Raw genomic sequence first — 26249 nt, forward strand, 5'->3', positions numbered from 1 at the left:
GGTCAGCCGGTGTGGGACGGGTCGGCGATGACCGGGGTGGTGCCCTCGCGGCGGGCGCGCCGGGCGTCCTGGACGAACTCCTTGGTGAAGAGCGCGGACAGGGTCGCGACGCCGCCGCGGTGCACGCGCATCTCGCCGTGCTTGATCTCGCCGGTGATCCGGATCCGGCGGCCGCCGCCGTTCTCCCCGGTCCAGTCCTTGACCCGGCCGCGGCCGGTGTAGCGCAGGTCCCAGTGGTCGATCTCGGCGTCCTGCGGGACGAGCAGCTTGACCATCGAGTGGTCGATCCCGACCTCGATCTCGATGTCGCCGTCGGGGATGTGCGGCGAGCGCAGGTCGAGGACGGCCGAGGCGCGGCGGGCGCGCACCTCGAAGCGGCGCGCGTCCGTCCAGTGGCCGAGCTTCTTGACGGCGCCGTAGTAGGCGTGGACGCGCTCGGCGGCGGTCCGGTCGGCGGTGGTGTCGGCGGCGGTGGTGTCGTCGGTCGTGGTGGTCGGCGTGGTGTTCATCTCAGGCTTCCTTCGCGGAATCGGGCAACTACCTCGCTCTGAGAGTTGCTCTTTGAAAGAGTCTCTCTACTTACGAGAGAATAGGGCAGAGGTCGGCGCGCGTCAAGCGCTGCGACGGCCGCATCCTGGCGGCCGGGCATCGCGCCAGGTCGGCCGGAGACGCGAGGGATCGCCGCGACGATTGCGGCGACTTGAGGATTTCGTAGGGGAATGCCGGGGATGATCGCGGCCGGTGGGGGCGAGCGGCCCCGGGACGTCCCGCGCGCGCGGGAAGATGGCTACCGGGAGACGACGTGAACGCGAATCGAGCACTGGACGAGCTGCTCGCCGGACGGCTGCGGCCGGGCGTCTACCAGTGGCGGACGCCCGCCGTCCCCGGCGCCGTCGGCGACACGTCCTGGATGGAACGGGCCGAGGAGGCGGGCTGGCACGCCGTCCACCTGGACGGCCGCCGCGCTCCCGGCAAGGACGCGTTCCTGCGGCTCTGCGCGGAGGCCTTCGAGTTCCCCGACTGGTTCGGCGGCAACTGGGACGCCCTGGAGGACTGCCTCTCCGACCTGTCCTGGACGCCCGCCAAGAGCGGCTACCTCGTCCTCTACGAGTCGTGGGCGGAGCTCGCCGACGCCGACCAGGGCGCCTTCCGGACCGTCCTGGACGTCCTCGGAGGCGCGGTCAAGGCGTGGCGGGACACCCCCACGCCCATGGTGGTGCTGCTGGCGAGCGTGGGCGTGGAGGTCGCGGGCGTCCCCCGGCTCGCGTTCTAGCCGGGGGCGCGCCCTAGTACGTCGTGCCGGTCGTCGCGGCGCTGCCGAACATGATCGCCCACAGCCAGACGTAGAAGATCCAGAAGATCGCCCAGCCGGCGGTGACGATGTAGCCGAGGATCAGGCCGGCGACGGCCATCCCCGAGCCCTCCTCGCGCGTCCGCTTGATCTGGCTCTGCGCGACGTGCCCGAAGATGATCGCGAGGACGGACGTCAGGCCGCAGCTGACGAAGCCGACCAGGCCCAGCACCATCGACGCGGTCGCCATGCCGTTGGTGCCGCGGGAGGCCGGCGCGCCGCCGCTGTAGTAGTGGTGCTGGACGGGCGGCTGCGAGTACGGCTGGGGAGCGTAGGGGTCGTTCGACCCGTAGCCGTAGGGATCGTACGGGGGCTGGGCCATGGGGGGCTCCCGATCGGTTCGCGCGCCCGCCGCCGAGAGGACGCGCGTGCGCTGATGGGCTGGGGTTCCGGATTATGCCAGTGTGACGTGCCATCGCGAGTTTGTCGCCATGCCGGTCGTCACTGGGTTGGATGCCGGGAGCGCCGTCCGGGTTCCCTGGGTGGCCTGATCTTGCCAGCCGGGGTCAGACCTTGTCGCGCAGCCAGGAGATGTCGCCGGCCTGCCCGGCCGCGGGCGTCTCCACCACGACCGGCGCGTCCGCGGCCCGCACGACGGCGAGGATCAGCTCGGGGTCGATGCTGCCGCTGCCGAGGTTGGCGTGCCGGTCGGCGCCGGAGCCGAACGCGTCCCGGCTGTCGTTGCAGTGCACGAGATCGATGCGGCCGGTTATGGCCTTGATCCGGTCGACGGCGTCGACCAGCTCCTCGCCGGCGGCGTGCGCGTGGCAGGTGTCGAGGCAGAAGCCGACCTTGTCGTCCAGCCCCGGGACGCCGGACAGCACCTCCCACAGGCGGGCGATCCGGTCGAACTTGCGGGCCATGGCGTTGCCGCCGCCCGCGGTGTTCTCGATGAGCACCGGGATCGGGCACTCGGTGCGCTCGAACACCTTGCGCCAGTTCTCGAAGCCGGTCTCGGGGTCGTCGTCCTTCAGCACGTGCCCGCCGTGCACGATCAGGCCCTTCGCGCCGATCGACGCGGCCGCCTCGAGCTGCTGCGCGAGGTTCTTGCGGCTCGGGATCCGGATCCGGTTGTTGGACGTCGCGACGTTGATCGTGTAGGGGGCGTGCACGTAGACGTCCACGCCGGAGCCCTCCAGCGCCTCGACGCCCTCCGGCAGGACGGGCTTCTTCCAGCCCTGCGGGTCGCCGAGGAAGAACTGGACGACGTCGGCTCCGACCGCGCGGGCGTTGTCGAGCGGGTTGGTCTGGTCGACGTGGGCTCCGATGCGCATGGCACCGAGGTTAGCCGCGCCCTCCGACGTTTCGCCCCGCAACGCGCTCCACGGCCCGGGCGGTGCGGTCAGATCGAGAAGCCGCCGTGGCTGATCGCGAAGCCGGCGCCGACGAACGAGCCCACCATGCCGATGACGTTCAGCCACCGCTCGTTGGTCGTCGCCGAGATCATCTGCGAGACGAGCGCGAGCGGCAGGCCGATGACGCCGACCAGCAGGCCGACGAAGTGGGCCGCGGGAACGCCCCCGCCGAGGACGAGCGCGGCGATCCCGAGGGTGAACGCCAGGACGGCGAGGACGTCCTGGAGCCGGTGGCTCTCGGGCTCGGCCCGGCTCCCGGTGGTCGCGTGCCCAGTGCCGGCTACCTGCTCAGGCATCCGGACCTCCTCACTTCGTGGTGCCCCGCGCGGGACGCATGGTGAGCGCGGGACCGGACGGACCATGTGCGTAAAGGAATGCCCAGCGGACGGGAAGATCAACCGGGGCGGGCGCTCGGAAATGTCGGTGCCACCCGGTACGGTCGAACATGGATTCGAGAACACCGGCCGGGATCCGGGGGGACGCCGGGTCCGGGAGGAGCACACCGTGAGGGAGAGCGTGCCGGCCCGCGCGGGCCGGGGAGCGGAGGCGAGGCGATGAACTCCAGCGAACTCGGGGTCATCGGCGACGCGGAGCTCGTCGAGGAGCTGTCCATGCTGACGACCCAGACGGCCCGGATGCGGGCCAGGATGGCCGACATCATGGCGGAGCTGGAGCGGCGGCGCCGCAGCAGCCCCGGCCATCCGGCCGCCCGGCGCTAGCCGCCGCACCGTCCCCCGGGTCCGGCGCGGTCCCTGGGCCCCGCACGGTCCCTGGGTCCGCACGGTTCCCGGGGCCGGCACGGTTCCCGGGCCCCTCGGGGCTCCCGGCCGACCCGGAACCGGCTCGTACGCTGCCGACTGTTGGTAGCCTGTACCGGTCCCGCGGCAGGTGCGCCCGGCGAATCCGGGTCCGGCGCGGCCGCGGGGGACGCAAGAGCCCTCCTGTCACGGAGAGACCGTGACCGCCAGTCCAGAGGAGGTAGGGACACAGCATGCGTCGATACGAACTGATGGCGATCCTCGACCCCGGCATCGACGAGCGCACCGCGAACGCGGCGCTCGACCCGTTCCTGAAGGTCGTCAAGGACGGCGGCGGCAGCGTCGAGAAGGTCGACGTCTGGGGCCGGCGGCGCCTGGCGTACGACATCCAGAAGAAGTCCGAAGGCATCTACGCGGTGGTCGACCTGTCGGCTGAGCCTGCCACGGTCAAGGAGCTCGACCGGCAGCTCAACCTGAGCGAGTCGATCCTCCGTACCAAGGTCATCCGCCCCGAGGTCCACTGAGCCCGGCTCAGCCCTCACACCAGCCGGAGCGAGCCCCATGGCAGGCGACACCGTAATCACGATCGTCGGGAACCTCGTCGAGGACCCGAACCTGCGCTTCACCCCCAGCGGCCAGGCGGTCGCGTCCTTCCGCATCGCGTCGACGCCGCGGTTCTTCGACCGCCAGTCGAACGACTGGAAGGACGGCGAGGCGCTCTTCCTCACCTGCAACGTCTGGCGGCAGGCCGCCGAGAACTGCGCGGAGACCCTGCAGCGCGGCATGCGGGTGATCGTGCAGGGGCGGCTCAAGCAGCGCTCGTACGAGACCCGCGAGGGTGAGAAGCGCACCGTCTTCGAGATCGAGGTCGACGAGGTCGGCCCGTCGCTGCGCAACGCCACCGCCAAGGTCAACAAGACCCAGCGGCAGGGCGGTGGCGGCGGCTTCGGAGGCGGCGGCCAGGGCGGCGGCGGCTTCGGCGGCGGCGGTGGCCAGGGCGGCGGTTTCGGTGACGGCGGCCAGGGTGGCGGCGGCGGCTTCGGAGGCGGCGGCCAGCAGGGCGGCCAGGCCAACGACCCCTGGGCCACCGGCGGCGGCGGTGGGGGCGGCGGCTTCTCCGACGACCCGCCCTTCTAACCGCACAGCAAGACCAACGACATTTCCACGTCCATTCCCGCGTGAGCGGGGCTCTCTCTAAGGAGCACCACGATGGCGAAGCCACCTCCCCGCAAGCCGAAGAAGAAGGTTTGCGTTTTCTGCCAGGAGAAGATCTCCTACGTCGACTACAAGGACACGGGCCTGCTGCGGAAGTTCATCTCCGACCGCGGCAAGATCCGTGCCCGGCGGGTGACCGGCAACTGCACCCAGCACCAGCGGGACGTCGCCACGGCGATCAAGAACGCCCGCGAGATGGCGCTGCTGCCGTACACCAGCACCGCGCGCTGAGGCCGGGGGTAACGATCATGAAGCTCATCCTGACCCAGCAGGTCTCCGGGCTCGGCGAGCCCGGCGACGTCATCGAGGTCCGCGACGGCTACGGCCGCAACTACCTCGTCCCGCGCGGGTTCGCCATCCAGTGGACCCGGGGCGCCGAGAAGCAGATCGACTCGATCAAGAAGGCGCGCGCGGCCCGCGAGATCGCGACCGTCGAGCACGCCAAGGAGGTCGCCGGCCAGCTGGCGGCGCTGCGGGTGACGCTGCGCACCCGCACCGGCAGCAACGGCCGCCTGTTCGGCGCCGTGACCGCCGCGGACATCGCCGAGGCGGTGCGCGCGGCCGACGGCCCCGAGCTGGACCGCCGCCGGATCGAGATCGGCAACCCGATCAAGACCGTCGGCACCCACCGCGTCAGCGTGCGGCTGCACAGCGACGTCAACGCCACGATCGACGTCAACGTCGTCGAGGCCTGAGGTCCGCCTGAGGCCTGAGGCCTCCGCCCGAGGGCGGAGGCCGGCGGCCTGAGAGGGGCCGCGCCGCTCCGGCGGCGCACGCGTTCAGGACGACCCTCGCGTACCGGGATCAACCCGGACGCGGGGGTCGTTCTGCGTTCGGCGCGGCCCCCGTTTCCGGTCCGAGTCGCCTCTTGTCCCCGCAATCTCTTGCACAAGAACAGGGCTGGCACGTCCCGGATCTCTCTGGGTTTCATGTGAAACGTCCCTGAACCGCCCGGTGTTTGGGTGATCGTCTGAGCGGCCATTACGTTCCGTGATCAGATCATCGCGGGGCGAAGGGGGACGGTGTTGATCGCGCAATCGGGGGACGGCGCGGCCGGCCGGGAACGCGACGGGACGGCCGTGACGCGGCGGTCGGTGATCGGCGGCGTGGTGGGCGCGGGGCTGCTGGAGGTGCTGGCGTTCGGCTCGCCGTTCGGCGGCAGGGCGACGGCGGACGGCGTTCCGGCGGGCCCGGACCTGGACGGCGTGACGGGCACGGTGCCGCCCGACCCGGCGGCCGGCCGCCTGCTAGACGAGCAGGCGCCCCTGTTCACGGCCGACGCACCGCGCGTCTACTCGCGCGCGCAGTGGAAGGCGCGGCCCCCCAAGCGTCCGGCCAAGGTCCTGGACCGCGCGCCCGACCACATCGTGGTGCACCACACCGACACGGGGAACTCCACCGACTACTCGGTCGGGCACGCGTTCAGCCTGTCCCGCTACATCCAGAACTTCCACATGGACAAGCGCGGCTGGGACGACAGCGGCCAGCAGCTCACGATCAGCCGGGGCGGCGTCGTGATGGAGGGCCGCAACCGGAGCCTGGCGTCGATCCGGTCCGGTGACCTGGCGGTGGGCGCCCAGGTGCTGCACAACAACGAGCACACCCTCGGGATCGAGAACGAGGGCAACTACATGAGGACGGCGGTCCCGGGCCGCCTGTGGGCCTCCTTGATGGAGGTGTGCGTGTGGCTCTGCCGGGAGTACGACCTCGATCCGGGCGAGGCCATCGTCGGGCACCGCGACTACAACGAGACCTCGTGTCCGGGTGATGTGCTGTACTCGCGGCTGCCGGCGCTGCGCAGGGCGGTCGCGGACCGGCTGGAGGGGTCGTCGGCGGCGCCGAAGCCGAAGGGCAAGCCCAAGGGGAAGCCGAAGGGCAAGCCCAAGGCTCCGCCGAAGCCGGACGGCGGGCAGGACTACGGGAACCCGAACCAGTACTACCAGGGCGACGGCGACTGGCCGGGGCTGCTGAACCTGAACTGGTGATCCGGCGGGGCCGCCCGCGCCCTGCCGGTCACGTCTCGCCGGCGGTCAGGTCTTGCCGCCGGTCACGTCTCGGGGGTGGTGTAGCGGGTGCGGCGGCGGGCGATCTCGGGGTCGATGCCCTCGACGAGCGACCAGATGCCGGCGACGCGTTCCACCAGCGTCTCGGGCGGCAGCCCGGCCAGGCCCTCCGCCGCCAGGTCGTCGATCGCCTGCGTGAGCCGGGCCATCCGCTCACCGTGGGTGGAACACATGTTCGAATAGTAGCGAGTGGGGCGGGGGAGGCGCGTGGGCTTCCGGAAATCCCCGGCCCCCGCCCGCGCGCCGGCCGTTCCCGCTCCCGGCCTCAGGCCACCGGGACCCGGGCGGCGCCGTACCAGCGGGTCAGCGCGTCCTCCAGCGGCGCCGGGTCGTCGGACGTCCACGCGACGAACCCGTCCGCCCGCACCAGGATCGACGCGCCGGGCGCCAGTTCGGACGTCCCGGCCACCACGTCGACGCGGCCCGCCCAGCCCGCCGCGACCGCGGCGTGCGCCTCGTCCGCGACGATGACGAGCCCGCACCCCGTCCGCTGCAGGTCGGCGAGCCGCACGTCGCCCTCGGGCGTCCGGACGGACGTGTCCGGCGCGTAGCAGCGGCCGACGAGGTCCTGCGCCGAGCCGAGGTCGTACCGGACGTCCGATCCGGTGATGAGGCCGGTGAGGTACCGGTTCGCGCCGTCGTGGTCGAGCATCCGGGTGAAGATCTCGCGCAGCGCGTCCACGTGCGGGCCCGGCCGCATCAGCGCCACCTGCGCGCGCGTGTTGTCGAGCACCCGCGCCGCGACGGGCCGCCGCTCCTCGGTGTAGGTGTCGAGCAGGGCGTCCGGCGCGTCGCCGCGCGCCACCAGCGCCAGCTTCCAGCCGAGGTTCACCGCGTCACCGATGCCGAGCAGGAGCCCCTGGCCGCCGAACGGCGAGTGCACGTGCGCGGCGTCTCCGGCCAGCAGCACGCGGCCGTCGCGGTAGGTGTCGGCGAGCCGCGCGTTGTCGGTGAACCGGGTGAGGGACGCCGCCGACCTCAGCGTGACGTCCGTCCCGGTGATGCGCCGTGCGGCGGCCTGCACCTCGTCCAGGGTGACGGGCGCGTCGCGGTCGGCGGGCGGGCCGTCGAACTCCACCATGAGCAGCCGCCCGGGCACCGGGCCGTTGACCAGCAGGCCGCCGGGGTAGCGGTTCCAGCCGCGCGGGGCGAAGTCCGGGTCGTCCGTCTCGCAGAGCGCCTGGTAGCCGGTGATGATCCCGTCCGTGCCGGGGAAGGCGAACCCGCCGAGCTTGCGGACCCGGCTGCGGCCGCCGTCGGCGCCCGCCAGGTGCCCGGCGCGCAGTTCGTACCGGCCGTCCGGGCCGTCGACGGTGAGCGTGACGTCCGTGCCGTCTTGCTCGTAGGCGACCAGTTCGTGGCGGCGGCGGATCTCGGCGCCCAGCTCGGCGGCGTGCTCGGCGAGCACCTCCTCCAGCCTGTCCTGCGGGATGATCGTGAACCCGGCCGTCGCGTAGGGCGCCTCGCGCAGCGCCCAGATGCCCGCGAAGTGGCCCTGAGCGGCCGGTCCACCGCCCTTGCCGCCGCGCTGGGCGGGCTTCCCGAGCGCGGCCATGATCGACTCCTGGACGCGCGCGATGGCGCCGCCGAGGCCGCGCCGGTCGAGCATCTCGGCGGCGCGCCCGTGGATCGCACCGGCCTTCGCGCGCCGGTCCACCTCGGCGAGCCGTTCCAGGACGATCACCTCCACGCCGTGCGTCCGCAGCTCGACGGCCAGGGCGAGGCCGGCCGGTCCCGCGCCGGCGATGACGACCTCGGTGTGCTGCCGCTCCATGGCGACCTCCTTAACGCCGTTAAATTTAACAGCGTTAAGCATCGCTTTAACGCTGTTAAGCTGTCAACCCCGGAGCGAGAGGACCCCGATGAAGCTGGAGCGGGACGAGATCGTCCGCACCGCGATCCGCCTGCTGGACGAGGTCGGACTGGACGGCCTGAGCCTGCGCCGGCTGGCCCGCGAACTGCACGTCCAGGCGCCCGCGCTCTACTGGCACTTCGCGAGCAAGCAGGAGCTCCTCGACCAGATGGTCACCGCCATGGCCGCCGAGGGCTACGGGCCGGACGCCCCCGCCCCGGGCCAGCCGTGGGACGACTGGCTCGCCGGCCGCGCCCGGGCACTGCGCGACGGATACCGCGCCCACCGCGACGCCGTCCGCCTCGCCGCCGGCAGCCGTCCCACCGCCGACCGGGCGCCCGCCGTCGAGGGCATGCTCCGCGCCCTGTGCGACGCCGGGTTCACGCCCGGCGAGGCGCTGCTCAACCTGCTCGTCATCACCGACTACGTCGGCGGCGCCGTCCTCGAGGAGCAGGCAGGGCTCGGCCGCGACGACGACGGGCTCGAACGCCTCCAAGGCGCGCCGGCCGCCGACGGCCTGCTCGGCGCGGCCGTCGCCGAGGTCCAAGGACCGGACGACGCGTTCGAGTACGGGCTGGGCCTGCTCATCGACGGCATGCGCGCGCGCCTCGCCGCCCGTGGGACGGCTACCGGACGGCGCCCGTCACCATCCACCGGTCGCCCCGCGCCCGCAGGCCCAGCGTGACCATCCGCGTCGCCATCCACAGCCCGATCGCCGCCCACAGCCCCACGATCCCCGCGTCCGCCCCGTACAGCAGCAGCGCCGCGGGAAGGAACACGACCGTCGCGACCAGCGTCGTCACCGCCAGATAGGCGCCGTCGCCCGCCCCGATGAGGATCCCGTCCAGGACGAACACCACCCCCGCGACCGGCTGCAGCACCGCCACCAGCACCAGCGACACCAGCAGCAGATGCCGGACGTCGCCGTCGGAGGTGAACAGGTCCGGCAGCCACGGCCGCACCGCGAGCACGGCCAGCCCGAACACCACCCCGCACACCACGCCCCAGCCCACCATCCGGCGGGTCACGGCGCGGGTTCCGGACACGTCCGCGGCGCCCAGGTACCGTCCGGTGATCGCCTGGCCGGCGATCGCGATCGCGTCCAGCGCGAACGCCAGCAGCGTCCACACCTGGAACCCGACCTGGTACGCGGCGATCTCCGCGTCGCCCATCCGGGCGGCGATCGAGGTCCCGACGATCAGCACGATCCGCAGCGCCGCCGTCCGCAGCAGCAGCCCGAAACCGGCCGTCGCGGACGTCCGCAACCCGGCCCAGTCCGGGCGGACCGGCGCGCCCTCCCGCCGCGCCGCGCGCAGCACCACCGCCACGTACACCGCCGCGCTGCCGGTCTGCGCGAGCACCGTGCCCCACGCCGACCCGGCGATCCCCCACCCGAGGACCAGCACGAACACCGCGTTGAGCAGCAGGTTCAGCGTGAACCCGCCGATCGAGACGGCCAGCGGTGTCCGGGTGTCCTGCAGGCCGCGCAGCACGCCCGTCCCGGCCAGCACCACCAGCATCGAAGGGATCCCGAACAGGCTGATCCGCAGGTACGTCCCCGCGAACGGCGCCACCGCGGCGGACGCGCCGAACGCGTCCACGATCGGCGGGATCAGCGGCCAGCCCGCCGCGATCAGCACCGCGCCGATCGCGACCGCCAGCCACATCCCGTCGATGCCCTGCCGGACCGCCGCCCGCCGGTCTCCCGCGCCGATCTGCCGCGCGACGCCCGCCGTCGTGCCGTAGGCGAGGAAGACGCACAGGTAGACCAGCGTGTTCAGGGCCTGCCCGGCGACGCCGAGCCCGCCGAGCTGCGCCGTCCCGAGGTGCCCGACGATCGCCGAGTCGGACAGCAGGAACAGCGGTTCCGCCACGAGGGCGCCGAACGCCGGCACCGCCAGCCGCAGGATCTCGCGGTCATGCCGGCTCGCCCGGAACCTCACCATGCGCACTCCGGCCTCTGTAACTCTTCAAAGAAGTTCACACCTTACAGCACCCGGATCGGCCGACTTTCTCTCCCCCACACCCGGTGGACGACGTTTTCGCAGCTCACGACCGTACCGGTAAAGCAGCGAACGAAGTTTCCCCAGAGTTGTCCACAGGTCGTGCACAACGTGTCCCGCGTGTCTGCACAGGTATTCCACAGGTTCCTCCACAGGACGCTTTGCCCCCGCCCGCGTGGGCTCGCGAGAATGTCGGACGCCTGAGGTAGACGTGATGAGGAACGGCCGGCGATGGGCGGACGGGGCGCCCGGCGGCCGGGAGGAAGGGGGTGCGCCAGGTGAGCGTGACCGAGCTCGGACCGCACGAGCAGGAGTTCGAACGCACCCCACCGCACGACATCGCGGCCGAGCAGGGCGTCCTCGGCGGCATGCTGCTCTCCCAGGACGCCATCGCCGAGGTCGTCGAGGTGCTCCGCACCCAGGACTTCTACCGCCCCGCGCACCAGATCATCTACGACATCGTCCTCGACCTGTACGGCCGCGGCGACCCCGCCGACGCCGTCACCGTCGCCGGCGAGCTCACCAAGCGCGGCGAGATCGGCCGCATCGGCGGCGCCCCGTACCTGCACACGCTCATCTCCTCGGTGCCCACCGCCGCCAACGCCGGCTACTACGCCAAGATCGTCCACGAGCGCTCGGTGCTGCGCCGCCTCGTGGAGACCGGCACCCGCATCGTCCAGATGGGCTACGCCGCCGACGGCGCCGACGCCGACGAGGTCCTCGACCGCGCCCAGGCCGAGGTCTTCGCCATCGCCGAGAAGCGCGCCGGCGAGGACTACGTCCCGCTCAGCGAGATCATGCCCGGCGCCCTCGACGAGATCGAGGCGATCGGCAGCCGCGGCGGCCAGATGGTCGGCTGCCCCACCGGCTTCGCCGACCTCGACGCCCTCACCAATGGCCTGCACCCCGGCCAGATGATCGTCGTCGCCGCCCGCCCCGCGATGGGAAAGGCGCTAGAGCTGGGCACGCCGCTCCCGACTCCCACCGGCTGGACGACGATGGGCGAGGTCAAGGTCGGCGACCGGCTCATCGGGGCCGACGGCAGGCCCACCCGCGTCGTCGCGGCGACCGAGGTGATGCACGGCCGCCCCTGCTATGAGGTCGAGTTCTCCGACGGAGAGGTCATCGTCGCCGACGCCGAGCACCAGTGGCGCACCATCACCGACGACGGGCACGGCGCGTTCTTCACGGCGCGCGCGCACGGCACCGGAACGGCCGAGCACCCCGCACCTCGGGACGGAACACCGCCCACCGGCTGGGGTCCGCACGCCCGGCACGGCGCGGCCCCGCGCCGCAGGGCCGCCGCGCACCTCACCGCCCGCACCCCTGTCCCGGTCGGCGCCGCCGTGACTCCGTGGGCCGCCCAGGTCATCGTGGAGGCGGCCCGCCACAGCGGCACCGCCTGCCGCGACCGCCGCGCCGGCGCGCGCGCGGGCGGCCCGTCAGGGCGGGCCCGGATCCGGACGACCGAGGAGATCTTCTCCGGCCTGCGCCGCGGCGCGCGCCACGCCGTCGAGGTCGCCGCCGCGTTCGACCTGCCCGACGCCGACCTGCCCGTCGACCCGTACGTCCTCGGCGTGTGGCTCGGCGCGGGCGAGGACGGCGACGGCCGCATCACCTGCCTCGACGGGGCCGTCATCGCCCAGATCGAGCTGACCGGCCAGCCGGTCGTCCCCGAACCCCTCCCGGGCTGCTACGCCCTGCCCGGCATCGACGGCCGGCTCGCCGCCCTCGGCCTGCTGGACGGCAGGCACGTCCCCGCCGCCTACCTGCGGGCGTCCTCCGCCCAGCGGCGCGCGCTGCTGGCCGGGCTGCTCGACGTGTGCGGCAAGACGTCCCCGGCCGGGCGCGTCGACGTCGCCCTCCCGTCCGCGCGGCTCGCCGCGGGGATCCGTGAACTCCTCGCCGGCCTCGGCCACCTCGCCGCCCTCGACCCGCGCGACGAGCCGGTGCACCACGTCGCCTTCACCCCGCACGAGCCGGTGTTCCGGGCCCGCCGCGAGGCCGACCGGCACCGCCCGGCGCGGGTGCGGTACATCGTGGACGTGCGGCCGGTCCCGAGCGTGCCGGTGCGGTGCGTCCAGGTCGACAACCCCGACCACATGTACCTCGCCGGACGGTCCTGCATCCCGACGCACAACTCGACGCTCGCGCTCGACTTCGCCCGCGCCGCGTCCATCAAGCACGGCCTGACCTCGGCGTTCTTCAGCCTGGAGATGGGCCGCAACGAGATCACGATGCGGCTGCTGTCGGCGGAGGCGCGCGTGGCGCTGCACGCGATGCGGTCCGGCACCATGCAGGACGAGGACTGGACGCGCCTCGCCCGCCGGATGAGCGAGGTCGCCGAGGCGCCGCTGTTCATCGACGACTCGCCGAACATGTCGATGATGGAGATCCGGGCGAAGTGCCGGCGGCTGAAGCAGCAGCACGACCTCCGCCTGGTGATCATCGACTACCTGCAGCTGATGACGTCCGGCAAGCGGGTCGAGAGCCGCCAGGTCGAGGTGTCGGAGTTCTCCCGTTCGCTGAAACTGCTCGCCAAGGAGCTGGGCGTCCCCGTCATCGCGCTCTCGCAGCTCAACCGTGGTCCGGAACAGCGAACCGACAAAAAGCCCATGGTGTCCGACCTGCGCGAATCGGGATCCATCGAACAGGACGCGGACATGGTGATCCTGCTGCACCGCGAGGACGCCTACGAGAAGGAGTCGCCCCGCGCCGGCGAGGCCGACCTGATCGTCGCAAAGCACCGCAACGGCCCGACCGCCACGGTGACGGTCGCCTTCCAGGGCCACTACAGCCGCTTCGTCGACATGGCCCAGTAGCCCACGAACGGGCCTCTCGTTACGGGCCGGCCGAGGTGACGCACCTGGAGCTGTTCGTCCGGCCCAACGTCCCTGACGTGGCCGCGCACCTGCTGAAGCAGGACGTCATCTTCGTGTCCGGCGGCAGCATGGTGAACCTGCTGGCCGTCTGGCGCCCCGCGTCGGACGCGCTACCGGCAGGCCGTTGCCGACGGACTTGTGCTCAGTGGCGGCTGCGATGCTGCGGACGTGTCCCCATGGAACCTGGAAGCCCTTGCCCAGGCGCTTCGAGCAAGTTGGGCCGCCGACACATGCTCGCCGGACGACCTCGCCCGCGCCGGCTGGCGCCCTGACAACCCTGCCTGGGGTCATTGCGACATCGCGGCCCTGGTCGTACACGACGTCTTCGGCGGCGAGTTCATGGTCGGTGAGGTCCACCATGGTGAAGAGCGGCAGGGGTACCACTGGTGGAATCGGTTGCCGAGCGGGGTGCAGCTTGATCTGACGCGGGAGCAGTTCCGGGATGGCCAGATCGTCACCGCTGGGCGGGTCGTCGAGCGTCCGCCAGGGCCTCTGCCGCGGCGTCACGAGGAGTACCTGCTGCTGAGCGGGCGCGTTGCCGCACATCTTGGACGGCCACCGGAACCACCGGGGGCATGACGGGCGGCGGGGTGGACGGCGCGGTCTTAGTGCCGGGCTTCAGTAGGGGACGTTGATTCCGGCGGTGCGCAGTTCGGCCAGTGCCATGGAGAGGCACTGGTCGGGGGTGGCGCCGTCGGCGCGGATGCCGTGTGGCAGGGGGCCGCCGCTCGCGGCGAAGGTCCAGGAGGGGCGGTTTTCGGCGAGGCGGTCGGCGTCCACTCTGAGGGTGGCGTGGACGCCCTGTTCGGCGAGCCATTCCAGGATGGGCAGGGCGGCGTCCTCGATGCCGTCCTGCGTCTTCGGCCATCGGTGCTTGCGCGTCGCCACGCAACGACCCTAGGTTGCGTGAACTTGGGTGGGGGTTGGGGGCGTCCATTTGGGGGTGCGGTGGGTGTGCGTGGTGGTGGCCGTGGTCGCGGCGGTGGTGGGCGGCGTCGGGCTGGGGACGGCGGACCGGGGGATCGAGCGGCGGTCGGCGGTGGTGTCCGGGGTGCCGGTCGAGGTGGTGCGGCCGGACGGGGCGGCAGGGCGGCTGCCGGGGGTGGTGGTCGCGCATGGGCTGTCGGCGAGCATGCAGCTCATGCGGGGTTTCGCGGACACGCTGGCGAGGCGGGGGTACGTGGTCGAGCTGGTCGACCTGGCGGGCGGGGGCGCAAATACCGAGCGGCTGCCGGACCTGGGGGACGGGCCGGCGGCGGACGCGCGGCTGGACCGGGACCTGGACGTCGCGGTGCGGCATCTGCGGGCCGTGCCGGGCGTGGACGGGATCGGGCTTCTCGGGCATTCGATGGGCGCGGCCGCCGTGGTGCGTTACGCGAGCGCGCATCCGGATGTGGCGGCGACGGTGGCGATCTCGCAGGGGACGATGCCGTTCAGCGCGTCGGGTCCGCGGGATCTGCTGCTGGTCGCGGGCGGGTTGGAGTTCGCCGGCTACCGCGAGGGGGCGGTGGAGGGGGTGCGGGCGGCCTATCCGCGGGGGCGGACGGGGGTCACGTACGGGGACGCGGCGGCGGGGACGGCGCGGCGGGCGGTCATCGTGGGCGGCGCCGAGCATGTGGGGGTGCTCTTCCAGCCGCGCACCCATCGTGAGGTCGCGACCTGGTTCGATCGGGCGTTCGGGCGTGGGGGCCGGGTGTCCGGTGTCGGGGTCCGGCCTTTCCAGCGGGCGGGTTCGGCGATGCTGCTGCATCTGGCGGCGGTGTTGAGCTTCGCGGTGGTCGCGTCGGCGCTTCTAGGACGGCCTGGTGATGAGCGCGGCGCGCGCGCGAAGGTTCCTTTGGCGCTTGCGCTGGGAGTTCCGGTGGGGGCCGTTCTGGCGGCGGTCGCGGTCGTCGGGGTGATCCCGCGAGGGGTGCTTCCAGTGGGGATCGCGGGGCCGTTGGCCGGGTTCTTCGGTGTTGTCGGTCTGTTGTGCGGCGCGGTGTCGTGGCGGCGGGACGAGGGCGGTGGGAAGCGGACTGCCGTGTCCGCCGTCGTGCTGGTGGCGTTGACCGTGGTGTCGTTCGCCGTGCCCGCCCAGCTGGGCTGGGCGCACGCCGTTCCGGTGGGGCCGAGGGTGTGGGCGCTGCTGCCGGTCGCCGTGTGCGCGATGGTGTTCTTCGCCGGGATCGAGCTGCTGTGCGGCGGGTACAGCGCGCGCGCCGCCGCGTTGATCCACGCTTGGACGGCGGCGGGTGCGCTGGCGGGGCTGGGGCTCGCCGCGGTCCTCGGGCTGGTGTCGTGGCTGGTGCTGCTGGTGGCGCCGCTGATCGCCGGGCTGCTGGTCTGGCAGGGCGTCCAGGCGGCGGCGCTGCGGGCGCTGCGGGCGCCGGTGTGGGTGACGGCGCTGGTCGGCGGTGTGCTGCTGGCCTGGCCGATCGCCGTGACGATGCCGATCGGCTGAGCCGGCGTCAGGCCCGGTTCCGCGCGTGGTGGTCGGTGACGCGGGTGAGCAGCTCGGTGAGCTGGGCGCGTTCGGGCGGGGACAGCGGCGCGAGCAGCTCGTCCTGGATGCCGGCGAGGACGCGGTCGAGTTCGTGCAGGTGGCGGCGGCCGGCGGGGGTGATCGTGATGATGTTGCGGCGCCGGTCGGCGGGGTCGGGGGCGCGCTCGACGAGCTTCTTGCCGGCCATCTGGTTGAGCGCGGCGACGACGTCGCTGCGGTCGATGGCGGCGCGGCGGCCGAGGTCGGCCTGGCTGGCGGGGCCGTACTCCTCGAGGGTGGCGAGCAGGCGGTAGTGGTAGCCGCGGGCGCCGGCGGCGGCGAAGCCGTCGGCGACGAGCCGGTGGCTGTGCGCGGACGCCTGGTTGATCAGCCAGCTGGCGGCGTGCCGGAGCCGCTCGGGCTGCCGGGCGTCGTCGGTGATCATGCGGGCCAGTCTACTTGTTGGCGGCACCAATGAATAGGTGTAGCGTTGGCATAACCAACGTTGGCAGTGCCAACAAATAGGAGGAGTCATGGAACTGCGCGACCGCGACGAGCTGACCGACCTGGCCGCCCGGCTCGGACGGTGGCTGGACGGCAAGCACTTCGACGACCCGCGCGCCGTCTTCACCGAGGACGCCGAGGTCACGACGCCCGGCGGGACGTCCAAGGGAGCCGGCGCGCTCGCCGCGCAGGCCCGCCGCAACCACGCCGTCCCGACCCAGCACTTCATCACCGGCCCGCTCATCGAGATCGACGGCGACCGGGCCGAGATCGGCGCCGACCTGCTGGTCGTCTTCGCGCACGAGGGCGGGCCGCGCGTGGTCGGCGAGCGCTACGACCTCCGGGCAGCGCGGACGCCGGACGGATGGCGCATCGCCGGCGTCCGCTCGACCGTGGTCTGGGAGCTGCCCGCCGCCTGATCAGGGCGAGGTGAGCCGCTCGGACAGCTCGCGGAGGCGCGCACGGGCCGCCGGGTCGTAGGCCTGGCCGTCCGCGCGGGCCTCGCGGAGCCCGTCGAAGAACCGGCCGGACACCTCGTCGAGGGCCGGGTCGGTGACGAGCCGGTGCGTCGCCCGGACGCCCTCCTCCAGGGTGCTGATCGGCGAGGCGACCATCTTCGTCGGCATGTAGGTGGCCGGGTGCAGCGCGTTCGCGGTGACGCCCGTCCCGGCCAGCTCGTCCGCGAGATCGATGGTGAACAGGATCTGCGCGAGCTTGCTCTGGCAGTAGGCCCGCATCCCGCCGTAGCCACGGGTGATCATCGGGTCGTCGAAGTCGATGGCGGTCTGGCCGAGGCTGCTGACGTTGACGATCCGCGCCGGCGCCGAGGCGGTCAGCGTCGGCAGCAGCAGCCGGGTGAGCAGGTATCCGGACAGGTAATTGACCTGGAAGGTCAGCTCGTGGCCGTCCGCGCTCTCCCGCCGGGGCCCGGTGTTGGCGATGCCCGCGTTGTTGACCAGGACGTCCAGCCGGGGATGGTCGGCGCGGACCGCCTCGGCGAGCGCGCGCGTCTCGGCGAGCGAGGACAGGTCGGCCCGGTACCAGGACGCCGTGCCGCCGATCTCCTTCAGGGTGTCCTCGCCGCGCCGGTCGTCGCGGCCGTGCACCAGCACCGTCGCGCCCTCGGCGGCGAGCTCGCCGGCCAGGGCTCGGCCGAGGCCGTCGGTCGCGCCGGTGATCAGGATGGTCTGCTGGTCGATGGGACGCATGGTCCCATCGTGCTCGCCGGGCGGCGGCCGTAACCAGGGCACGCCCAGCCTGGTATCCGGGCCAACAGGCTGGGCGCCCCCGGGCGGCGGGTCACGGCCGGTCGAGGAAGTCCCGGACGAGCTTGACGAACTCGTCGGGGCGCTCCGCCATCGCGACGTGGCCGGTGTCCAGCTCGGCGTACTCGCTGCCGGCGATGGCCGCGAACAGCTCCCGGTGGTTCTCGACCGGGACCGTCTGGTCGCGGGTCGCGCCGATCACCAGCGTCGGCGCGGTGATCCTCGGCAGCAGCCCGCGGATGTCGAGCCGCCGGACGAGGTCGATCTGGCGCAGCAGGCCCTCCGTCGGCCGCATGAACGTCCGCATCTCCTCGACCCCGTCGGGCCCGATCTGGTTGAGGAACGGGCGGCTGTACGCGGTGAGCGTCGCGAACCGGCCGAAACCGTCCGGGGCGCCCGCGAGCTCCAGCCAGGTGGTCATGTACTGCCTGACGTACTCGTCGCCCGCGTGGGTCAGGCCCGCGACGGGCACCAGCCGCCGGACGAGGTCGGGGCGCAGCGCCGCCGCGGCCGCGACGGTCGGCGCGCCGAGCGAGAACCCGACCACGTCCGCCGGGCCGCCCACGGCGTCCTCGATCACCGCGTTGACCTGCGCGCCGAGCGTCTCGATGGTCAGCGGGGCGCCGTCGTCCTCGGCCGGGTCGCTGCCGGACAGGTCGGGCAGGATCACGGTGCGGTCGCCGGTGAACCGGTCGAGGAGGCCGTCCCACATGACCGAGCCGGGGCCGGCGCCGTGCACCAGGACCAGCGCGGGGCCGGAGCCCTCGGTGCGGTAGGGCACGCGGGCGTTCCCGACGGTGAGCGTCGCCATTTTCGGCCGTCCTTTCGATGGTGGTCGTTCGCGTCCGGATCGGTTCCGGACGTTCTCGACGCTGCCACCGCCGGTCCGCATTGAGGAGCGGACCGCTTTGGCTAGGACAACCGATCCCAGTCTCGACCGTTCTGACCTGCTGCCGGGCGCGGAATCATGGGGGGCATGGAGATGGACCGCTCGGAGCTCGCCGACTTCCTCCGCCGCTCGCGGGAGCGGCTGCGCCCGCAGGAGGTCGGCCTGCCCGCGGGGCCGCGCCGCCGCACGCCGGGCCTGCGCCGCGAGGAGGTGTCGCAGCTCGCGGGCATGTCCGCGGACTACTACATGCGGCTCGAGCAGGCCCGCAGCCCGCAGCCGTCGGCGCAGCTGCTCGGCGCCCTCGCCCGCGCGCTCCGCCTCACCCTGGACGAGCGCGACCACCTGTACCTGCTCGCCGGGCACCGGCCGCCCGCCGGTCCGTTCGCGGGCGAGTACGTCCGGCCGAGCCTGCTCTACCTGCTGGACCGGCTGCACGAGACGCCCGCGCAGATCATCGGCGATCTCGGCGACCTGCTCGCGCAGAACGCCCTCGCCGAGGCCCTTTTCGGCTGCGTGTGCACGGTCGAGGGGCCGGACCGGAACATCGTGTGGCGGTGGTTCACCGACCCGTTCGTCCGGTCGGCGTACCCGGAGGACGAGCACGAGCACTACAGCCGCCTGCACGTCGCGGGCCTGCGCGCCGCGGTGGCCCGCCGCGGCAACGACGCCGCCGCGTCCGCGCTGGTCGAACGGCTGCACGGCGCGAGCGACGAGTTCACCCGGCTATGGGAACGGCACGAGGTCGCCGTCCACCGGACCAGCCGCATGAAGGTCCTGCACCCCGAGGTCGGCGCCATCGAGTTCGACACCGAGGCGCTGCTCACCCCGGCCGAGGACCAGCGGGTCTTCGTGTTCACCCCGCCGCCCGGCACCAGCAGCATCGAGGCCCTCGAACTCCTCCGCGTCATCGGCCCCGAGACCGCCCACCGCAGCCACGTGTGACCGTCAGCGGGCGGGCGTGAGGCGCCAGAGGGACGTTGTTTCGGACGAGCGGGCGGCGTGGAGCGGGTCGTCCGGATCCGCGGCACGCGGGTGCGCGGGCCGGGTGTCGAGGCGCCCGGCGACGGCCAGGCCGGCGGCGCCGACCAGGCCCGTCAGGTCGTCGCGGGTGCGCAGGCCGAGGTGCTCGGCCAGGTCGGACAGGATCAGCCAGCCCTCGCCGCCCGGTTCCAGATGGTCCGCGAGGCCGGCCAGGAAGCCGCGCAGCATCCGGCCGTCCTGGTCGTACACCGCGTGTTCGAGCGGCGTGGTCGGCTTCCCGGGCACCCACGGCGGGTTGCACACGATGAGCGGGGCGCGGCCCTCCGGGAACAGGTCCGCCTCGACGAGCTCGACCTGCTTAGCCACGTCCAGCCGCTCGATGTTCTCCTGGGCGCACGCAAGCGCGCGCGGGTCCTGGTCCGTCGCGACGATGCGCTGCACTCCGCGGCGGGCCAGCACCGCAGCGAGCACACCGGTTCCCGTACCGATGTCGAACCCGACCGTGGTCGCGGGCAGCGGCGCCTGCGCGACCAAGTCGACGTACTCGCCACGCACAGGCGAGAACACCCCGTAGTGCGGGTGGATACGGTCGCCCCCCAGTGCGGGGATCGGAACGCCTTTCTCGCGCCATTCGTGCGCACCGATGAGACCGAGAAGCTCCCGCAGGGACGTTACGTAAGGCTCGTCATCAGGCCCGTACGCCTCCGTGCAGGCCTGTGCCACGTCCGGTGCACGCCGCAAGGGGATCGTGTGACCGGGCTCGAACGGAATGAGCAGCATGCCGAGCGTACGGGCGCGCTGCGCGCGCGCCTGCCGGTAGAGGTGGAACGCCTGCACCTGCGACGGTTCCGGTTTCCCCTTCTTCCGCTTGCGGGGCGTCCGGTCGATGCGCCGCGCCATCGCCGCGAGAAGCTGCCGCGCGTTCTGGAAGTCGCCGCGCCACAGCAGCGCCGTCCCCTCGCACGCCAGCCGGTACGCCTCGTCCGCGCGCGTCGCGTCGTCGGCGATCACCACGCGGCGGGGCGGGGCGGCGCCGCTCTCCGACCGCCACCGCGCCGAGCGGTCCCGGCCGTCCTCGCGCCAGCCGATCACGGTCCGCTCGTCCACACCGAGCAGGGTAGCGGCGGCGACGGGCCGGTGGGACGATCGCTTCCATGCATCTACCAGGTCCATTGCACGTGCTGAACGAGGGCCTGGCCTTCCTGCTGGAGCTCGCCGCGCTGGCCGCGCTGGCCTGGTGGGGCTTCACCGCGGGCGGGAACGTGATCGTCCACATCGTCCTCGGTCTCGGGACGCCAGTGGCGGCGATGGCGCTGTGGGGGATGTTCGCCGCTCCCCGCGCCCGCTTCAAGGTCGCGCTGCCGTTCGTCCTGCTGGTGAAGGCGGTCGTCTTCGGCGCCGGCGCGCTCGCGCTCTACGGCGCCGGCCACCCGGCCCTCGCCCTCGCGTTCGCGGTCGTCGCGCTCCTCAACACGGCCCTCGCCACCCTCGACCGCGACGCCGCCTTCCGCGCCACCGCCGCCCGGTGAGCCAGTACTTCCAGGACGGTGACGACGTCCTGTGGAACCCGGCGACCCGCGTCGCGCAGCTGTTCACCGACACGGCCGAGGCCCTCGCCCGCCTGGTCGAGCGGCCGTCGGGACTGGGGCCGATGGCGGAGGACGCGTGCCAGGTCGACGTCCCGGTGTTCGCCGCGTTCGTCGACGAGCTGGTCCGGAGGTACGCACGGTCGAACCACTCCGTCCTGAAATCGCTCATGGACGGGTTCACCGGTACCGCGATCGTACTAGTGGAGCGCGCCGGTGCGGACGTCCCGGCCTTGGCGGAGATGCCGGACAATCCGGGCGTCCGACATCTCCTCGGGATCAGCCGGCTGCACTCGGGGATTCCTCGCTAGCTGTTGCGAGGTCGGCGCTGGAGAGGTGGCGGGACGTCTCGGCGAGTTTGCGGAGGGCGGCTTCCGACGGTGAGCCGGGTTCGGCGGCGTAGAGCATCAGGCGGCTGAGCTCGGGGTCGCCCGGCAGGTGCAGGGTTTCGAAGGGCAGGACGAGCCGTCCGACGTCGGGGTGGTCGATGCGGGCCTCGCCGTGCGTCAGGTCCGTGACGTGGTGCGCCGACCATAGCCGGACGAACTCCGGGCTGCGCGCGCGCAGGTCGTCGATGAGCGCGCGCAGGTGCGGGTCGTCGGGGTCCTGGCCGGAGCGGAACCGCAGGTAGGCGACGTTGCGGCGGGCGACGGTCGGCCAGTTGTCGCCGAGCCGGGCCCGGTAGCCGGCGTTGAGGTGGATCTGGTGCGACCACGTCCGCTCGTCCGGCGGGACGCTCGCGAGGTCGACGAAGATCGCGGCGGTGAGCCGGTTCCACGCGACGACGTTGGTGTAGTGGCCGACGACGTAGGCGGGCGCGTGGGTGATCGAGTCGAGCAGGTGCTGGAGCGGCGGGCGCAGCCGGGCGGGCGCGTGCGGGCGGGGCCGGCGCGGCGGGTGCGCGAGGCGGTGCAGGTGGGCGTGCTCGTCGGCGTCCAGCCGCAGGGCCCGGGAGATCGCGTCGAGGATCTCGGTGGACACGCCGTCCGCCGTGCCCTGCTCCAGCCGGATGTAGTAGGCGACGCTGACGCCGGCGAGCTGCGCCAGTTCCTCGCGCCGCAGGCCGGGCACGCGGCGGCGCGTCCCGTAGGAGGCGACGCCGGCGTCCTCCGGCTGCAGCCGGGCCCGCCGCGACTTGAGGAAATCGCCGAGTTCGGTGTTGCGCGCCATGCCGGTGAGGCTATCCGCTGATCCTGCTACTGCCGGTGGTACGAACGGGCGGGGGCTGGGTGCGCGCGCGGGGCGGCGCGAGAGTCGCGGCCATGAGCGTTCTCACGAGCGCCGCGGTCACCGCCCCCGAGCGGATGTCGCCGCGGCACAAGCTGATCCTGACCCTGCTGCTCGGCGCGCAGTTCATGCTCGCCATCGATTTCTCCATCCTCAACGTGGCGCTGCCCGTGGTCGGCCGGGGCCTCGGCTTCGGCCTGGACCAGCTGCAGTGGATCGCGACGGCGTTCGCGCTGCCCGCCGCCGGTTTCACGCTGCTGTTCGGCCGGGTCGCCGACCTGGCGGGACGCCGCCGGATGCTGCTCGCGGGCATGGCGCTGCTGGCCGCCGGGTCGCTGGTCGGCGGGCTCGCCGCGTCGCCCGCGATGCTGCTGATCGGGCGCGTCCTGCAAGGTCTCGCGACCGCGATCGCGACGCCCGCGGCGCTGTCGCTGCTGACCACCTCGTTCCCGGAGGGGCCGCTGCGGACGCGGGCGCTCGGGCTGAGCGGCGCGCTGATGTCCGCCGGGTTCACCGTCGGCGCGGTGCTCGGCGGCGTGCTCACCGACCTGCTGAGCTGGCGCTGGGCGTTCCTGATCAACGTGCCGGTCGCGGTGCTGATCCTCGCGGTGACGCCGTCGCTGGTCGCCGAGAGCCGGGCGCGGGACGGCGCGCGGCTGGACGTCCCCGGCGCGGTCACCGTCACCGGCGGCCTCCTCGCGCTGGTCTACGGGATCACGACGGCCGGGCGGCACGGCTGGGGCGACCCGGTCGCGCTGGCCGCGCTGGCCGCCGCCGTCGTGCTGCTGGTCGCGTTCGTGCTGGTCGAGCGGCGTTCCCCGGCCCCGCTCGCGCCGCTGAACGTGCTGACCCGGCGCTCGGTGAGCTGGGGCAACGCGGGCGGGTTCGTGGCGTTCGCGACCGAGACGTCGCTGGTGTTCCTGATGACCCTCTACCTGCAGCGGGTGCTGGGCTTCTCGCCGCTCGCCACCGGCCTCGCGCTCGGCGTCCTCGGCGCCGGGACGTTCGCGGGCGGCGTCGCCGCGCCCCGGATCATGGGCCGGTTCGGCGGGCGGGCGACGCTCGTCGGCGGGCTCGTCCTGCAGGCCGCCGCGACGGCCGCGCTGCTCGGCCTCGGCGCGGAGCGCTCGGCGCTGCCGCTGCTGCTCGCCGCGACCGCGATCGGCGGGTTCGGAAACCTCGTCGCGATCGTCGCGTTCATGGGGACCGCGACGTCCGGGCTGCCGGACGGCGAGCAGGGCCTCGCGACCGGCCTCGCCACCATGACGCAGCAGGTCGCGATCACCCTCGGCATCCCGGTGATGAGCGCGGTCGCCACCGCGCACGCCTCCGTGCTCGGCGGCGTGCACGCCGCGACGCTGGTCAACGCGCTGATCGCGGTCGCGGGCGGCGCCCTCGCCGGGCTGTTCCTCCGCCGCTCCTGACCCCCTGGAAAGGACGAATCGGATGGACCTCGAACTCGACGGCAAGGTGATCATCGTGACCGGCGCGTCCGCCGGGATCGGCGCGGCGACCGCGCGGCTCCTGGCGGACGAGGGCGCGCACGTCGTCGGCGTCGCCCGCACCCCGCTCGGGAACGGCGTCGCCGCCGACCTCACCGACCCGTCCGCCGCGCAGCTGATCGTGGACACCGCCCTCGACCGGCACGGCCGCTTGGACGGCCTGGTCAACAACGCCGGGGCGCTCGACTCGCGGATCGGCTTCCTCGACGTCACCGACGACCAGTGGCACGCCACGTTCGAGCTGAACTTCCACGCCGCCGTCCGGATGGCCCGGGCCGCGCTCCCCGCGCTGATCGACCAGGGCGCGGGCAGCCTGGTGCACGTGTCCAGCGAGGCGGCACGGTTCCCGGACACGCCGCTTGTGGATTACGCGGCGTCCAAGACGGCGCTGCTGTCGGTGTCGAAGACGCTGGCGGGGGAGTTCGGCCGGTGCGGCATCCGGTCCAACGTCGTCGCGCCGGGCCCCACCCGCACCCGGCTGTGGGACGAGCCCGGCGGGTTCGTCGAGCAGCTGTCCGCGCAGTACGGGCTGCCGGTGGAGCAGGCGATCGACCGGTTCGTCCGGGAGGAGCGCCGGCTCCCGGCCGGACGGCTCGGCGCGCCGGAGGACGTGGCGCGCGTCATCGCCTTCCTGCTGTCGCCGCTGTCCGCGCAGGTGACGGGCGCCGAATGGGCGGTCGACGGGGGAGCCCTCCGGCAGATCTGACCGACGTGACGGGCCGGGCGCGGGGCGCGCCCGGCCCATCGCCGTGCCTCAGCCCGGGCCGTCGCCGTGCCTCAGCCCGGGACCTTGTCGAGGAAGCCGGTCACGCGGTCGAAGCGGCCGTCGTCGTCGAAGGTCGCCACGTCGAAGCCGACCGCGAGCGCCTCGCCGCCCTCGGGGCCGAGCTCCCAGGTGAACCGGGCCACGTTGTGGTGGGCGTCGACGTCGCCCGCGGCCCGGAACACCAGGCCGGGGAACTGGCCCTGCGCGGCGGCGATGAACGCGTCGATCGCGGCGCGGCCTTCGGCGACGCCGAGCGGGTCGACGTAGACGGGGTTCTCGGTCCACAGCGCGTCGATCGCGGCGCGGCGGGCGGCGGGGTCGGTCTCGTTCCAGGCGGCCAGGTACTGCTCGACCCGCTGCTGAACGTCGCTCATCTCGCTTCTCCTGTCGTTCGTCCGGGTTCGTCCGCCCCGGTGGTCTCTACGGTGCCGGGCCGGCGGCCGGAGATCGATTACCTGCGACGTCATGCGGGGGCCGACCGGATTCGCCCGCCTTGATGCCGGATAGTGTCCGACTGCGAACTCCCCCGGCGGCCACCCCACGGCCACCCCGCGGGGACGGACCCGCACCGGGAAGGAACGTTCCAGCAGTGACCGCCGAGGCCTCCGCGCACCCCCTGCACGTGACCGGCCGCGCGGGCGCGACCGCGTCCATCGGCCTGGGCGTGCTCGGCGCGCTGTTCTTCTCCGCCTCCTTCATCGCGAACCGGATGATGGCGGTCGGCGGCGGCGCCTGGGAGTGGACCGGCGCGCTGCGGTTCCTCTTCTCGCTGCCGATCTTCTTCGCGATCGTGGGGGCGCGCGGCGGCGTCCGGCCCGTCCTGCGGGCACTGCGCGCCGACCCGCTGCCGTGGACGCTGTGGAGCACCGTCGGGTTCGGGTTCTTCTACGCGCCGCTGTGCCTGGCCGCCGACCTCGCGCCCGGCTGGACCGTCGCCGCGACCTGGCAGGTCACCATCGTCTGCGGGATGCTCCTCGCGCCGCTGCTCTACGACGACGAGCGCGGCCGGATCCCGGGCCGGGGCGCCGCGCTGTCGCTGCTGATCCTCGCCGGAGTGTTCCTCGGCCAGGTCGGCGGGCACGGCGGGACGTCGGCGGGCGTGGCGGTCGGGGTCGCGGTCGTGCTGGTCGCGGCCGTCGCCTACCCGGTCGGGAACCGGCGGACGATGGAGCTCGCCGGGACCGGCCTCGACACCTTCCAGCGGCTGCTGGCCATGTCGATCGGCAGCCTGCCGTTCTGGATCGCCGTCGCCGCGGTCGGCGGAGTCCGGGCGGGGGCGCCGACGCCGGGGCAGCTCGTCGCGAGCCTGGTCGTCGCGGTCAGCTCCGGGGTGATCGCGACGTCCCTGTTCTTCGCCGCGACGCACCGCGTCCGCCGGCACCCGCTGCGGCTCGCCGCCGTGGAAGCGACGCAGGCCGCCGAGGTCGTGTTCGTCGCCCTGCTGGAACCGCTGTTCACCGCCACGGACCCGCCCGGCGCCGTAGCATGGACGGGCATCGCCGCGATCGCGCTCGGGGTCGTCCTCTACGCCTTCGCGGGCCGCCCCGCCCCCAGGGGATGATGTCGTTTTTCCGCCAGTGAACATG

32 protein-coding genes are annotated in these 26249 nt (G+C 73.2%); 18 read left to right on the forward strand and 14 right to left on the reverse strand.

Going from position 1 to position 26249, the window contains the following annotated elements; all coding sequences use genetic code 11:
* Positions 1–2 precede the first annotated feature (2 nt).
* Entirely contained in the window at positions 3–509 is a 507-nt protein-coding gene (locus AB0C78_RS24545; RefSeq protein ID WP_360751696.1) for a hypothetical protein, read from the reverse strand.
* A 293-nt stretch (positions 510–802) separates the two neighbouring features.
* Between AB0C78_RS24545 and AB0C78_RS24550 the strand changes: the two genes are divergently transcribed.
* Entirely contained in the window at positions 803–1273 is a 471-nt protein-coding gene (locus tag AB0C78_RS24550; RefSeq protein ID WP_360751699.1) for a barstar family protein, read from the forward strand.
* A 13-nt stretch (positions 1274–1286) separates the two neighbouring features.
* Here AB0C78_RS24550 and AB0C78_RS24555 read toward each other — a convergent pair whose 3' ends face one another.
* From AB0C78_RS24555 to AB0C78_RS24565, 3 genes are all read right to left on the reverse strand, one after another.
* The gene (locus tag AB0C78_RS24555; protein WP_360751701.1) at positions 1287–1673 is read right to left on the reverse strand and encodes a DUF4190 domain-containing protein; all 387 of its coding nucleotides are present in this window, start codon (positions 1671–1673) and stop codon (positions 1287–1289) included.
* Positions 1674–1857: 184 nt separating this feature from the next.
* Positions 1858–2625, reverse strand: a complete 768-nt coding sequence (locus tag AB0C78_RS24560; protein ID WP_360751704.1) for a deoxyribonuclease IV — start codon at positions 2623–2625, stop codon at positions 1858–1860.
* A gap of 68 nt (positions 2626–2693) precedes the next feature.
* Positions 2694–3002, reverse strand: coding sequence for a hypothetical protein (locus tag AB0C78_RS24565; protein WP_192808827.1), 309 nt, complete (start codon positions 3000–3002; stop codon positions 2694–2696).
* A 258-nt stretch (positions 3003–3260) separates the two neighbouring features.
* Here AB0C78_RS24565 and AB0C78_RS24570 point away from each other — a divergent pair, with 258 nt between their 5' ends.
* The 6 genes from AB0C78_RS24570 to AB0C78_RS24595 all read left to right on the forward strand — a co-directional run bounded on the left by AB0C78_RS24570 (position 3261) and on the right by AB0C78_RS24595 (position 6664).
* Positions 3261–3425 (forward strand): hypothetical protein, encoded by a 165-nt coding sequence (locus tag AB0C78_RS24570; protein WP_192808826.1) that lies wholly within the window; start codon positions 3261–3263, stop codon positions 3423–3425.
* A 272-nt stretch (positions 3426–3697) separates the two neighbouring features.
* Entirely contained in the window at positions 3698–3988 is a 291-nt protein-coding gene (gene rpsF, locus AB0C78_RS24575) for a 30S ribosomal protein S6 (protein WP_151540987.1), read from the forward strand.
* A gap of 37 nt (positions 3989–4025) precedes the next feature.
* Positions 4026–4601, forward strand: a complete 576-nt coding sequence (locus AB0C78_RS24580; RefSeq protein ID WP_151540986.1) for a single-stranded DNA-binding protein — start codon at positions 4026–4028, stop codon at positions 4599–4601.
* 72 nt (positions 4602–4673) lie between these two features.
* A complete protein-coding gene (gene rpsR / locus AB0C78_RS24585) occupies positions 4674–4910 on the forward strand; it encodes a 30S ribosomal protein S18 (protein WP_019631633.1) in 237 nt (78 codons plus the stop codon).
* A 17-nt stretch (positions 4911–4927) separates the two neighbouring features.
* Positions 4928–5374, forward strand: a complete 447-nt coding sequence (rplI, locus tag AB0C78_RS24590) for a 50S ribosomal protein L9 (protein WP_151540985.1) — start codon at positions 4928–4930, stop codon at positions 5372–5374.
* A 549-nt stretch (positions 5375–5923) separates the two neighbouring features.
* Positions 5924–6664, forward strand: coding sequence for a peptidoglycan recognition family protein (locus tag AB0C78_RS24595; protein WP_360751776.1), 741 nt, complete (start codon positions 5924–5926; stop codon positions 6662–6664).
* 62 nt (positions 6665–6726) lie between these two features.
* Here AB0C78_RS24595 and AB0C78_RS24600 read toward each other — a convergent pair whose 3' ends face one another.
* Entirely contained in the window at positions 6727–6915 is a 189-nt protein-coding gene (locus AB0C78_RS24600; protein WP_052357975.1) for a hypothetical protein, read from the reverse strand.
* Between the two features lie 92 nt (positions 6916–7007).
* Positions 7008–8516, reverse strand: a complete 1509-nt coding sequence (locus AB0C78_RS24605) for an FAD-dependent monooxygenase (protein WP_360751709.1) — start codon at positions 8514–8516, stop codon at positions 7008–7010.
* 88 nt (positions 8517–8604) lie between these two features.
* On the opposite strand from AB0C78_RS24605, the gene AB0C78_RS24610 reads away from it, so the two are divergent.
* Positions 8605–9279 (forward strand): TetR/AcrR family transcriptional regulator C-terminal domain-containing protein, encoded by a 675-nt coding sequence (locus AB0C78_RS24610; RefSeq protein ID WP_360751712.1) that lies wholly within the window; start codon positions 8605–8607, stop codon positions 9277–9279.
* Here AB0C78_RS24610 and AB0C78_RS24615 read toward each other — a convergent pair.
* Positions 9221–10540, reverse strand: a complete 1320-nt coding sequence (locus AB0C78_RS24615; RefSeq protein ID WP_360751714.1) for an MATE family efflux transporter — start codon at positions 10538–10540, stop codon at positions 9221–9223. The two genes, AB0C78_RS24610 and AB0C78_RS24615, sit on opposite strands and share 59 nt — an antisense overlap.
* 335 nt (positions 10541–10875) lie before the next feature.
* On the opposite strand from AB0C78_RS24615, the gene dnaB reads away from it, so the two are divergent.
* On the forward strand, positions 10876–13419 hold the full coding sequence (gene dnaB / locus AB0C78_RS24620) for a replicative DNA helicase (RefSeq protein WP_360751717.1): 2544 nt from the start codon (positions 10876–10878) through the stop codon (positions 13417–13419).
* 228 nt (positions 13420–13647) lie between these two features.
* Positions 13648–14058, forward strand: a complete 411-nt coding sequence (locus AB0C78_RS24625) for a hypothetical protein (protein WP_360751720.1) — start codon at positions 13648–13650, stop codon at positions 14056–14058.
* 39 nt (positions 14059–14097) lie between these two features.
* On the opposite strand, the gene AB0C78_RS24630 is transcribed toward AB0C78_RS24625, so the two are convergent.
* Positions 14098–14367, reverse strand: coding sequence for a hypothetical protein (locus AB0C78_RS24630; protein WP_360751723.1), 270 nt, complete (start codon positions 14365–14367; stop codon positions 14098–14100).
* Between the two features lie 64 nt (positions 14368–14431).
* On the opposite strand from AB0C78_RS24630, the gene AB0C78_RS24635 reads away from it, so the two are divergent.
* Positions 14432–15922 (forward strand): alpha/beta fold hydrolase, encoded by a 1491-nt coding sequence (locus AB0C78_RS24635; protein ID WP_360751725.1) that lies wholly within the window; start codon positions 14432–14434, stop codon positions 15920–15922.
* 7 nt (positions 15923–15929) lie between these two features.
* On the opposite strand, the gene AB0C78_RS24640 is transcribed toward AB0C78_RS24635, so the two are convergent.
* Positions 15930–16388 carry a MarR family transcriptional regulator gene (locus AB0C78_RS24640; RefSeq protein ID WP_360751727.1) on the reverse strand — a complete coding sequence of 153 codons (459 nt, stop codon included), beginning with the start codon at positions 16386–16388 and terminating at the stop codon, positions 15930–15932.
* A gap of 88 nt (positions 16389–16476) precedes the next feature.
* Between AB0C78_RS24640 and AB0C78_RS24645 the strand changes: the two genes are divergently transcribed.
* Positions 16477–16866, forward strand: coding sequence for a nuclear transport factor 2 family protein (locus tag AB0C78_RS24645; protein WP_360751730.1), 390 nt, complete (start codon positions 16477–16479; stop codon positions 16864–16866).
* Here the strand turns inward: AB0C78_RS24645 and AB0C78_RS24650 are convergent, their stop codons facing one another.
* Both AB0C78_RS24650 and AB0C78_RS24655 read right to left on the reverse strand, forming a co-directional pair.
* Positions 16867–17655 carry an SDR family NAD(P)-dependent oxidoreductase gene (locus AB0C78_RS24650; protein WP_360751732.1) on the reverse strand — a complete coding sequence of 263 codons (789 nt, stop codon included), beginning with the start codon at positions 17653–17655 and terminating at the stop codon, positions 16867–16869. It abuts the gene before it with no gap.
* A 91-nt stretch (positions 17656–17746) separates the two neighbouring features.
* Complete coding sequence (locus AB0C78_RS24655; RefSeq protein ID WP_360751735.1) at positions 17747–18523, reverse strand: alpha/beta hydrolase; 777 nt, start codon at positions 18521–18523, stop codon at positions 17747–17749.
* Positions 18524–18688: 165 nt separating this feature from the next.
* Here AB0C78_RS24655 and AB0C78_RS24660 point away from each other — a divergent pair, with 165 nt between their 5' ends.
* Positions 18689–19543, forward strand: coding sequence for a helix-turn-helix transcriptional regulator (locus AB0C78_RS24660; RefSeq protein ID WP_360751738.1), 855 nt, complete (start codon positions 18689–18691; stop codon positions 19541–19543).
* A gap of 3 nt (positions 19544–19546) precedes the next feature.
* Here the strand turns inward: AB0C78_RS24660 and AB0C78_RS24665 are convergent, their stop codons facing one another.
* On the reverse strand, positions 19547–20689 hold the full coding sequence (locus AB0C78_RS24665) for a class I SAM-dependent methyltransferase (protein ID WP_360751740.1): 1143 nt from the start codon (positions 20687–20689) through the stop codon (positions 19547–19549).
* 47 nt (positions 20690–20736) lie between these two features.
* Between AB0C78_RS24665 and AB0C78_RS24670 the strand changes: the two genes are divergently transcribed.
* Both AB0C78_RS24670 and AB0C78_RS24675 read left to right on the forward strand, forming a co-directional pair.
* Positions 20737–21111, forward strand: a complete 375-nt coding sequence (locus tag AB0C78_RS24670) for a YrdB family protein (protein ID WP_360751742.1) — start codon at positions 20737–20739, stop codon at positions 21109–21111.
* Complete coding sequence (locus tag AB0C78_RS24675) at positions 21108–21479, forward strand: DUF6086 family protein (RefSeq protein WP_360751745.1); 372 nt, start codon at positions 21108–21110, stop codon at positions 21477–21479. Before AB0C78_RS24670 ends, AB0C78_RS24675 begins: the two co-directional genes overlap by 4 nt.
* On the opposite strand, the gene AB0C78_RS24680 is transcribed toward AB0C78_RS24675, so the two are convergent.
* Positions 21448–22338, reverse strand: coding sequence for a helix-turn-helix transcriptional regulator (locus tag AB0C78_RS24680; protein WP_360751747.1), 891 nt, complete (start codon positions 22336–22338; stop codon positions 21448–21450). The genes AB0C78_RS24675 and AB0C78_RS24680 overlap by 32 nt on opposite strands.
* Positions 22339–22430: 92 nt before the next feature.
* On the opposite strand from AB0C78_RS24680, the gene AB0C78_RS24685 reads away from it, so the two are divergent.
* Positions 22431–23819 carry an MFS transporter gene (locus AB0C78_RS24685; RefSeq protein ID WP_360751749.1) on the forward strand — a complete coding sequence of 463 codons (1389 nt, stop codon included), beginning with the start codon at positions 22431–22433 and terminating at the stop codon, positions 23817–23819.
* Positions 23820–23841: 22 nt separating this feature from the next.
* Positions 23842–24603: an SDR family oxidoreductase gene (locus AB0C78_RS24690; protein WP_360751751.1), complete on the forward strand. Its 762-nt coding sequence runs from the start codon at positions 23842–23844 to the stop codon at positions 24601–24603.
* 71 nt (positions 24604–24674) lie between these two features.
* Here AB0C78_RS24690 and AB0C78_RS24695 read toward each other — a convergent pair whose 3' ends face one another.
* Positions 24675–25037 (reverse strand): nuclear transport factor 2 family protein, encoded by a 363-nt coding sequence (locus AB0C78_RS24695; RefSeq protein WP_151540968.1) that lies wholly within the window; start codon positions 25035–25037, stop codon positions 24675–24677.
* 215 nt (positions 25038–25252) lie between these two features.
* Here AB0C78_RS24695 and AB0C78_RS24700 point away from each other — a divergent pair, with 215 nt between their 5' ends.
* Positions 25253–26224 (forward strand): multidrug resistance efflux transporter family protein, encoded by a 972-nt coding sequence (locus tag AB0C78_RS24700; RefSeq protein WP_360751754.1) that lies wholly within the window; start codon positions 25253–25255, stop codon positions 26222–26224.
* Positions 26225–26249: the final 25 nt, after the last annotated feature.

The organism is Actinomadura sp. NPDC048394 (genome assembly GCF_040651755.1).
Taxonomy (GTDB): Bacteria; Actinomycetota; Actinomycetes; order Streptosporangiales; family Streptosporangiaceae; genus Spirillospora; species Spirillospora montaniterrae.